Source organism: Undibacterium sp. GrIS 1.2, from assembly GCF_040544435.1.
Classification (GTDB): Bacteria; Pseudomonadota; Gammaproteobacteria; order Burkholderiales; family Burkholderiaceae_D; genus Undibacterium.
Map to the genome: position 1 here is coordinate 1 of NZ_JBEONP010000152.1, position 1153 is coordinate 1153.

Here is a 1153-nt window from a genome sequence, read left to right on the forward strand (position 1 = left end):
AACTGATCGATAAAAAACGTGCAACAAGAGAAACTGCACCGTTTAAAGAAGGCACCACCGTTACTGAAAGAGACATGGCTCCGGGTGAGAGATTTAATATGTCTATGGATGATCAACAATTAGATATGTTGAATGACACAACAAAACCAGGCGGAGTAGGTGGTTGGGGTACTACCGATAAATTTAGTAGTCAAAGCGAAGCGCTTGATAAAATGGCGATTAATCCAAGCTGGAAGCCTAATGGTATTCCTAATACGGTTGAATTTGAAGTCGTAAAACCTTTCAGAACATTGGAAGGAATCGCAGGCCCTCAAGGTTCGCTTACTGGAGGTGCTCAGCAATACTTTTTAGATTTACCAAGAACTGGTGCAAAAGAATTTGTACGCGTTATTGATGTTACCACTTTACCTTAGAAAAAAATGATTGAATCTTTTGTGATCGTTTCAAAAAATGGCTTTAAAAGGCCACCTGGCATATTCCCACCGGATATACCAAAAATGGATTTTTTCAAACCTGAATATCAAAGAATCCATTACTCTTGGGAAGCTAATGGCATAACTTATACAAGATTGTGTGATGCGACCGAGACTTGCGCAATGGAGCTGGCGCTCAATAAGAAATATTTGGTCGTGCTACAGAATCCAGACAAATATGGCTCCGATAATTTGTTGGTACTCAACCCTGACGGTACTGAAAATCGCAGACTTATTAATCCGTATCGCTTCTCATCGGAATATCAGGATGGTGATGAGTTCGAGTTTCGCGATATTCAAAACATGAGAGACAAGCTGCTTGCGCGAATTTCAGTTAGTCGAGACTTACCAAATAAATCGTACAAAGCAGAACCTGTCTATGGTACTTTTTATGATTGTGATACATGGGATTCTACGCCTCTGGAATTTATTGATTCGCGTAATTTGTAGGCTGGCCTCTCAATGCCGCAATGCAGGCATTAGATCAAATATTCCTACAATCAGTCATTAAAATCTCAAATCGACGGTTTCACCGCAGAAATCCCCTTCCAACGCGCCGCCGGCTCACAAGAAGACGACGCCATAGGTGACTGGACCCCGGTAAGACGCATCGTCCCAGGTAGTGTCGTACTCACCAGTTTTGACTTTAAAAATCCCACCCCCCAACACGCCAGCTTGCC

1 protein-coding gene and 1 pseudogene are annotated in these 1153 nt (G+C 42.4%); both read left to right on the top strand.

The features are described from left to right. Positions 1 to 413 (top strand): annotated as a pseudogene (locus AAKU61_RS22620) (hypothetical protein); the annotation flags it as partial. Positions 414 to 419: 6 nt separating this feature from the next. Continuing rightward, complete coding sequence (locus AAKU61_RS22625; RefSeq protein ID WP_354335886.1) at positions 420 to 923, top strand: hypothetical protein; 504 nt, start codon at positions 420 to 422, stop codon at positions 921 to 923. Positions 924 to 1153: the final 230 nt, after the last annotated feature.

Excerpts from the sequence above, each read along its gene's own strand:
- AAKU61_RS22625 (WP_354335886.1), top strand. The coding sequence starts at position 420 with ATGATTGAATCTTTTGTGATCGTTTCAAAAAATGGCTTTAAAAGGCCA.